The sequence below is a fragment of the Pseudomonas sp. BF-R-19 genome, from assembly GCF_019956445.1.
Classification (GTDB): domain Bacteria; phylum Pseudomonadota; class Gammaproteobacteria; order Pseudomonadales; family Pseudomonadaceae; genus Aquipseudomonas; species Aquipseudomonas fluorescens_BH.
The window spans coordinates 1-7,990 of the sequence record NZ_JAHBDN010000124.1; the positions used below are offsets into that span (position 1 = coordinate 1).

General features: G+C 60.3%; 6 protein-coding genes and 1 pseudogene. 1 reads left to right on the forward strand and 6 read right to left on the reverse strand.

Annotation, left to right across the window (positions count from 1 at the left end):
* The 5 genes and pseudogenes from KGB28_RS30680 to KGB28_RS30700 all read right to left on the reverse strand — a co-directional run.
* Nucleotides 1-307, reverse strand: a pseudogene (locus tag KGB28_RS30680) (RND family transporter); the annotation flags it as partial.
* 16 nt (nucleotides 308-323) lie between these two features.
* Nucleotides 324-1,415: a WD40/YVTN/BNR-like repeat-containing protein gene (locus KGB28_RS30685; protein WP_223449166.1), complete on the reverse strand. Its 1,092-nt coding sequence runs from the start codon at nucleotides 1,413-1,415 to the stop codon at nucleotides 324-326.
* 193 nt (nucleotides 1,416-1,608) lie between these two features.
* Entirely contained in the window at nucleotides 1,609-2,967 is a 1,359-nt protein-coding gene (locus KGB28_RS30690; protein ID WP_223449167.1) for a DUF1329 domain-containing protein, read from the reverse strand.
* 41 nt (nucleotides 2,968-3,008) lie between these two features.
* The gene (locus tag KGB28_RS30695) at nucleotides 3,009-5,012 is read right to left on the reverse strand and encodes a DUF1302 domain-containing protein (protein WP_223449168.1); all 2,004 of its coding nucleotides are present in this window, start codon (nucleotides 5,010-5,012) and stop codon (nucleotides 3,009-3,011) included.
* Nucleotides 5,013-5,136: 124 nt separating this feature from the next.
* Nucleotides 5,137-5,703 (reverse strand): RBBP9/YdeN family alpha/beta hydrolase, encoded by a 567-nt coding sequence (locus tag KGB28_RS30700; protein WP_150757966.1) that lies wholly within the window; start codon nucleotides 5,701-5,703, stop codon nucleotides 5,137-5,139.
* 355 nt (nucleotides 5,704-6,058) lie between these two features.
* On the opposite strand from KGB28_RS30700, the gene KGB28_RS30705 reads away from it, so the two are divergent.
* The gene (locus tag KGB28_RS30705; protein WP_223449169.1) at nucleotides 6,059-7,111 is read left to right on the forward strand and encodes an AraC family transcriptional regulator; all 1,053 of its coding nucleotides are present in this window, start codon (nucleotides 6,059-6,061) and stop codon (nucleotides 7,109-7,111) included.
* A 50-nt stretch (nucleotides 7,112-7,161) separates the two neighbouring features.
* Here the strand turns inward: KGB28_RS30705 and KGB28_RS30710 are convergent.
* Nucleotides 7,162-7,990 (reverse strand): C2H2-type zinc finger protein (locus KGB28_RS30710; RefSeq protein ID WP_223449170.1); only part of this gene is annotated, 829 nt, incomplete at its 5' end.

The window sequence follows — 7,990 nt, forward strand, 5'->3', positions numbered from 1 at the left end:
CGAAAATATCACCCTGGGTGTTCTCCACCACCACCCGCACCGAGTTGCCCAGACCGCGCAGCGAAGCGCGGTTTTCCAGGAAGTTCTGGATGTACGGCTGGCTCTGCGGAATCATTTTTTCGAAGCTTGGGCGCAACTCCAGGCGAGTCACCGCCATGAAGCCCAGCACCACGGTGGCGAGCGCCATCAGCAGCATGAACAGCGGGCGATAATTGAATACCAACCGTTCGAGGAGGTTGCCGGAGCGCTGGTCGAAATCGCGCAGTTCGCGGATCACCGGCATGGCGTCTTGTTTGATATTGCCCATGTCTGGGTTCTCGCTCTTAGGGTTCGAGGGCTGGGTCGGCGGACAGTGTCCGGGCACCACGGCTGCCGGCCAGCACCAAGGCGCCAGCGGCGGACTGGGTGGCGCCGGCGACCGGGGTCGGTGCCGGTTGCGGCTTCAGACGCAACTGCGCGCCCGTTCCTTGGCTGACCAGCATCTGCCCGCCCTGGGTGAACAAGCGATAGTTGCCACGGGCATCGATCAGGCCGGCGGTGATGCTGACGTGCAGGCCGCTGTCCAGCGCAGTCCAGCGCTGGCCGCCGTCGGTGCTGCGCAACACGTTGCCGCGCAGGCCGTAGATCAGCACTTCGCCTGGCTTGCCGAGCACACCGAAAAAGCTGCCCTGATAAGGCGTCGGCACGGCGGCAAAACGTTGGGCGCTGTCATCCCACTTGAGCAGCAAGCCTTGCTCGCCAGCGATGTACAGACCGTCGCCGGTGGAGGCGATGGCGTTGAGGTGGAAACCCTGGGGGTTGTCGGTACGGTCCTGATACGGCGTCCAGGTCAGGCCACCATCGTCGGTGCGCAGGATCAGGTTGAATACCCCGACCACATAGCCGGTCTTGTCGTTGGCGAACCAGACGTCGAGCAGCGGTTTGTCCGCGCCCTGCTCGGCCAGGCGCTGGCCCTCGGCGACCAGCAGCGGCCATTGCTCATTGCCCGGTTCGGCGCTGGCCAGCGCCGTGTAGTGCTTGACCAGCAAGGCGCCGATCTGACGACCGTCGAGTTGCTTGTGCCAGGTCGCGCCGGCGTCGCTGCTGTGCAGCACCACGCCGTCATTGCCCACCGCCCAGCCTTGGGTGGCGGTCGGAAAATTCACTGCAGTGAGGTCGGCACTGGCCGGTACGGCGGCCTGTTGCCAGTGGTTTCCCGAATCATCGGAAAACAGAATATGGCCACGCTGGCCGACGGTAATCACCCGCCCACCGGCGCGGGTCATGCCGGACAACGGGCTGTTGATGGCCAAGGCACTGACCCTGGCGGGCAGGTCCAGCACATCGACGTAATCGGCCGCCTGGGTGATGCCCTGCGACAGGCAAAGCACAACGCCAAAGGCCAGCTGCAACATATTATTTTTATACGAACACATACTGCGTCCTCTTCGGAAAACCGCGTCTGGCACACATCCGTGTGCCAGACGTTCAAACCTTGCGCCCTGCAGGTCATGCCGTAGTAGGAGCGAGCTTGCTCGCGATGGTCGAGAACGATTACGCGTGCTGTCTGGATGCCCGCGTCGCCCTCTGGCCCATCGCGAGCAAGCTCGCTCCTACAATGCGGTTGGCTTAGCGAATACCGGCGCCGGCCAGGGATTCCGAAGACCACTGGGCCTTGGAGAGCGGCTCGATGTACTTGATCCCGCCGTAAGGGCCGACTACACCGTTGATGTTGTACGAACCACCGACCAGGTCGTAGATCATGAACGGCGTGGAGTCCGGAACCTGCTTGTCATAGCTCTGGCTCAGGAAGGCGAAGGAACCGCGATAGAGCTGACCACGGGCGTCATATTGATCCGAGGCCAAAGCGGTCCAGCTGTCTTCGTCGAGGTAGAAGCGACGCTTGGCGTAGATGTGACGGGCACCGGCCTTGAGGTTGCCTTCAACGACCCATACACGGTGTTTTTCCCAGCGTACGAAGTCAGGCGACAGGTGATTGGCGGTGGTCAGCGACTTCGGATCCTGGACGTAGGTCAGCTTGTAGGTGTTGTACGGCACGATCATTTCCTGCTTGCCGACCAGTTTCCAGTCGTAGCGATCCAGCGCACCGTTGAACACGAACACGTCATCGTAGGTGCCCGCACCGGCGGTACCCGGGTTAGGCGTGTCGTAGGCCAGGCTCGGCGCCAGCTTGACCCGACGCTGCCCCGGCAAGTACTGCCAGGCGCGACGCGGTTGCTGCAACGGGTTGGCGGCATCCTTGAGCATGATCGCCTCGCCGGCGCGGCGCGCTGGGCCGGTGTACGCCAGCTTCATCTGGTAGTACACGTCGGCGCTGCTGATCGGCTGCGAGAGGTTTTCATAGATCGGGTAGGAGATGTTCGCTTGCCCGGTGGTCGCCAGGCTTGGCACACCGGCGGAGTCAACGTTCCAGGAGTCGTACTTGGAGCTGATGCTGACGCCTTGGTAGCGCAACAGGAAGTTCCACATCGCTTCGTTGCCCGACTGCGGAATCGGGAACGGAATGCCCGGCAGCACGTTGTCGATGGCCAGGCCACCTTCCAGGGACTTGGCGCCGCTGGCGTTCTTCACGCCGTTATCCAGAATCGCTTGAGGCAGCGACACGGTGCGGTGCGTCGGGAACACGTCGACACGGAACGTCGGGAAACGCTTGGCCAGTTCTACCGTGGTCGCCGTGAGCAGACCCTTGTACTGATCGACGTTCTTGCCGTCGATCACCAGTACCGGCTTTTCACTGGCAAACGGATCCGGGCGCATGCTGTCGCCGGCCTTGAAGCTGGCCGGCGCAGTGGTCAAGCCACCGTTGTAGGCAGGAATGGAACCATCAGCGTTCCCGGATTTTTCAGCCCCTACCTGTGTCAGGCTGGTGCCCAGCTTGGCAGCTTCCTGAGTTGAAACAGCAGCCTGTGCCTGAGCGGCGAAGACCATGGCCAGCGAAGCGGCCAACACGGTTTTTACAAATTTCATCTTGTTATTCTCCTGCTTGCATTGAGCAAATCAGTGGTGAATCAGAATGTAGTTTTCATCGTCAGGTACACCGCGCCACGGTCCTCAGTCGTGGCACCACCACCGGAGAAGGCTGAGTAGCCACCGGCGTAGCAGGCGTAGTTTTCGTTGCCGCTAAAGGCGTTCGGGGTGGAGCCGTCACCGCCGGTTGGGCCGGTACTCACACCACTGTTATTGCACTTGTCGGTTTCGCCGAAAGAGTCCACGTACTTCAGGTCGACAAAGTATTTGTTGTACACAACGGCACCGACGCCCACGGCATAGTTGCCGGTGTCCTTGGCACCGCCACCGGAGACCGGCGACACACCGTCGAGACCGACGTTGACCGACATCGGCGCGTTGAGGTCGACACCCGGGAATACCTGGTACCAGGTCGGTGTGAAGTTGACGGCCAGACCCCAGTTGTCACGGGTCGGCGCGTCGATGCCGCGATAGCTGCCCTTGCCCTTGTAGAGCGCTTCGTTCTTGCTATCGAGCTTGAGCAGGTTGCTGTAGTACAGCTCGGCAAGCACAGTGGCCTGGTCGAACACCGGCGTTTTCGGCAGGGTCATCAGACCGTTGAGCGTCCAGTGCAGGGTGTCGCCGGTGGCGCTCATGCTGTCGCCACGACTCGGGGTGTCATAGACCACACCGGTGGCGTCCGTACGTGCAGGCAACAGACCAAGACCTTGACCCAGGCCCAGCGGGCTGCGGGTACTGACGATGGCCGGGATACTGGCCAGCGGCATGTTGTGACGGACGTTCAGATCCGAACCCACGCTGATTCCACCCACGTCCTTGGACAAGCTCAGGCCAAGGATCTTGATGTTGTCGGCATAGGCCAGTTGATAGGTGGCGGTGTCCAGCGAATTGAGGGTGTTGATCACCGCAGGCACTTGCCCTGCCGGACGGGTGCCGTTCGGATTGGCCGAGGTAATGCCCCTGGCGTCCAGCCAGGCTTGCGGCAGGATTTCCGAGGTTTCGCGGTAGTAAACGCCGAGGGTGCCATCCAGCCAGGCCGGCGACCATTTGGCCATGATGCCCCAGTCGCCGCTGTCATGCGGCGTCAGGTCCTTGCCACGACGCACATTGGTCAAGGCGTTGCACGGCGCCAGGCCACAACCCAGCGGGCTGCCCGGTACCACGCCGTTGGTGTTGCCCAACAGGAACGATTGCGCGCCGAAGCCGACCAGGTCGGAACCACCGTAATAGGTACCCGCTTCCGGCAGACGCGCGGCATCCCAATTGAGGAAATACTGGGCACCCACGGTCAGCTCGGGATTGACAGTGAACGACATCGACAACTGGTTACGCGGAACGAACAGTTCCTTGGCCTCGGTACCTGGCGACGCGGCAAGCTTGGCCAGGTCGAGGCCGGACTGGCCGTAGCTGACCGAGTGCACCGGGTTGAGAATGGTCTCGCCCCAGAACACGTTGTGCTGACCGGCCTTGGCGCTGAACATCGACTCCTCGCCCACTTCGGTGCTGTAGAACACGAAGGCGTCGAGGATCTCGCCCGAAGGACCGCTGTAGTAACGCTGGGCATAGTTGCTCAGGTGCGGGCTGCCATTGCCGACGTTGTCACGGGTGACCCCGGCCAGGCGTGGGTCGTTGGCAATCAGGCCCGAACGCGCATCGTTGCCGTTGACGAACGGGTTGGAATTGGAACCGGTGTTGTCATAGGCCTTGTCGTACCAGCTGGCGGCGCTGACGCGAAAGCCCATGGCGTTCTTGTAGACCACGTCCATTTCGGTCAACAGGTCGATACGGTTGGTAATGTTGGTACCGGCCTTGCGGAAGTTGTAGTCGCCGTCGTTGTTGTTCGGCGTTGCCAACATGCGTTTGTCGGCACTTTCGGTGCGCACGCCGTAGTTGTACTTGATGGTGTTATCCACGCGTACGTTCCAGTCCGGATTCCCCGTCTCGATCTCGGCCGCATGGGCCACCGGTACGGTTGCCGCAAGAATGGCTGAGGCCAGCAAGGTGCAGCGTGGAGCGGTGAAGCCGTGACTCTTATTGTTGTGCATTGCGTTGTCTCCGCCTTTTTGTCTTTGTTTTAAGCGCAGCCGCCCTCGCACAAACCTCTTCGGGTTTGCGTTTAAGGAATGAGGGCAAATGCCGGTTGGCGTACTGCCAGTCCAGCTCCTTGTACTAGCGATCCAGCTCCAGGATGAGTGCTTCAGCTTGCTGCCAGTGGCCAAATCCTGCGGCCGGATTGAGATGACCGACATCGCCCAGATTGAGCAATTCGGCGCCCCAGCCTTCTGCCATGCGGGTGACCGCAGGAAGACTGGCCAAGTGATCGTTGGTGCTGCCGGCCACGATGCTGCGAAATGGCAGTGGGCCTTGTGGCAGAGGATTCCAGCCCTGGTTACGCAGGGTTTCGGACGATGGATAGTTTGACGGCCAGACCGCATCGAGGTCCGGTGGCGCGGCCAGCAAGGCACCCTTGATCGGACGGCTGTAGTGCGCCGCCCAGTGCGCGACCATCAGCACGCCGGCGCTGTGGGCCACCAGAATCACGGGGCCGTCGATCTGTTCGAGTTCGTGTTGAATCGCCCGCACACGGGCCATGCAATCGAGTTTGTCGGTCTCCAGCGGCGCAACACTGCGCACGTTGCTCAACCTGGCGGCAAGCAATGTTTGCCAATGTTCGGCCACGTGCTCGCGCAGACCCGGAACGATCAGAATGGTGGCGGCAGTTTGCAGTTTGTCCACGGTCAGCACCTTCGCTTTCTCGATAACTCGACTGGCTGTTTTCGCCAGAGGCTTTTTGTAGGGTCGACATTAAAGAGCGCCCACCCGAAGCGCTTTACATTGGACGTCAGGCACTTTTCTTTTGATGACAAATTGTAGGACACCAGGACAACGCGACCGCTGGTCGAAAAATTCCGCAGGTTGGCGCAAGGTCACTGTAATCAACGGATGAGCGCTGATGGCTCCATGCAGCGTAGAGGACTGGTGACCGGACAGCATGAAATCCATCAACGACATGACAACTGTTCAACTGTTGATACGCTGGATATAGTCGCCACGCTCACGCCAACCGCCATCGGCCCAGGGAAGACTTTGCATGACCAAGCTTGTTCGCGCCGCCGTCTTGACCAACTACCTGGAGGTCACCCAGTACCTGGGTTTCAACCCGCGCGACGTACTGGCCGCTGTCGGCCTGAGCAGGGCCCAACTGCAAGCCCCTGAACACCGTATCCAGATCGATGCCGCCGTCCGCTTGCTGGAAGACTCGGCCACCGCCAGCGGCTGCCAGACCTTCGGCCTGAGCATGGCCGAGTCGCGCCAGCTCTCGGACTTCGGCGTGGTCAGCCTGCTGCTCAGCCACCAGCGCACCCTGCGCGATGCCTTGCAGGTCGTGGTGGATTACCGGCACCTGATGAACGACTCGCTGGCGATCTTCATTGAAGAGGCCGGCAAGATGGTGATCATTCGCGAAGAGGTGGTCACCGAATCGCCGATGCCCAGCCGCCAGGCCACGGAACTGGCCATCGGCGTGATGTTCCGGCTGTGCTCGGCCTTGCTGGGCTCACACTGGCACCCCTACAGTGTCAACTTCATGCACCAGCCACCGGACAACCTGCACCTGCACCGCCGGCTGTTCGGCTGCAACCTGGAGTTCGGCAGCGAATTCAACGGCATCGTCTGCCCTGACGTCAGCCTCGACGTGACCAACCCCAACGCCGACCCGGCCATGGCCCGCTACGCCCAGAGCTACCTCGACTCGCTGCAGAACCACGAAGGTGCCTCGATGCTGTTCGAGGTGCGCAAGGCCATCTACCTGCTGCTGCCCATGGGGCGCGCCACCATCGAGCAGGTCGCCCAGAGCCAGGGCATGAACGTGCGCACCCTGCAACGCCGCCTCAAGGACGATGGCTGTGCGTTCAACGACGTGATCAACGACGTGCGCCGCGACCTGGTGCTGCGTTATCTGGATAATCCGAATTATCCGCTGAGCCGGATTGCCGACATGCTTGGCTATTCGATGGCGAGTTCGTTTACGCGGTGGTTTATCAGCCAGTTTGGTATGCCGCCGGCGAGTTGGCGGGCGCAGAAGCAGGGGGCTGTGAAAGTTCAGGTGGATGCTGCGGTTCAGGTTGTTCCGAAAGAGTCGTGATTCGAGGGGACAATCGGAATCCCCACATGATACTTGCCGTTGAATAGCAACTAAACGGCATGGGTTCGACTATGCCGGGTGAGGTGCTGCGACCGCTTAAACGCTGCACAACACCCTGGCGCCATGCAGCGATAGGGCCGCTCGCCAGAATGAGTTCGACGATGAGAGACGAGATTTGCCCGCACCCCAAATGCAGCATTGCATCCAGGTTCCGTGCAGTGATAAGGCCGCTCGCCAGTGTGCGTTGAACGATGATCTGTGAGATGCACTGACTGCTTGAACGACGCGTTACATCCTGGTTCCTCGCAGTGGTAGTGACGCTCGTCTGAATGCGTTCGACGATGTAGAGACAATGTACCCGATGCCGCAAACGTTTTGTTGCATCTCGGCGCTTTACAGACATAAGGCTTCTCGCCTGTATGATGCGTTCGACGATGTGTATTCAGGGCTCCGGACACAGTAAATGCTGCATTACATCCCGGTTCTTTACAGACATGAGGCTTCTCGCCGGTATGCGTTCTTAAATGTTGATTTAAGTTTCCCTTGTGCGAAAAAATTTTGCCGCAATCTTGACAGGTATATGGTTTTGGTACTCCTGATGAAGCACCCGACGGGCCGGGGATGGGAGAACTGGCAGGCTGAATCGGAAAGGTATCAAAACCCCGGGTTACCGCAATCTCGAAGTTAAACTCTGCTTGAGGGTCAGTTGTTCCAATATATTCATCCAGGTCCCATTCCAACTCCTGTGGAATGAAGTCATCGTCGGTGATTTCTAGCAAGGTCAGGGGAGTCGTAAATGCCGTGTTTAACATATCCAGTGGCAGCACCACCGACTCTTGGGAATCCTCATCAGACAATAATTGCGCGGGACTCCCCACC